The organism is Bartonella phoceensis (assembly GCF_902825145.1).
Taxonomy (GTDB): Bacteria; Pseudomonadota; Alphaproteobacteria; order Rhizobiales; family Rhizobiaceae; genus Bartonella; species Bartonella phoceensis.
The window spans coordinates 1-333 of sequence record NZ_CADEAD010000059.1; the positions used below are offsets into that span (position 1 = coordinate 1).

The 333-nt window shown below is 41.4% G+C and carries 1 pseudogene; it reads left to right on the plus strand.

From position 1 onward, the window contains the following. A pseudogene (locus J7R07_RS08070) lies at window positions 1-333 on the plus strand (hypothetical protein); the annotation flags it as partial.

The window sequence follows — 333 nt, forward strand, 5'->3', positions numbered from 1 at the left end:
CGCTCTATGATAATGTAGCAGCAGCGTTTGATGGTGTAAGTGGAAGTATGTCACGTATCAATGATCGTATTACTGATGTTTCCAAGAATGTTGCGTCGAATGGTTTAAATTGGAATTCATCTGAGGGCGGGTATGATGGACGTCATGACGGAGAAGATAGTAAGATTAAGCATGTAGCGGATGGTCTTATAGAAGAAGGTTCGAAAGAGGTTGTTAATGGAGGTCAACTTTGGAAGACGAATGATAGGGTTAGCAAGGTTGAAAACAAGGTAGATAGTATTGGTCAGCAATTGAAAGATATTGCGGTCTCTGCGGATGGAGCAGTTAAGTATG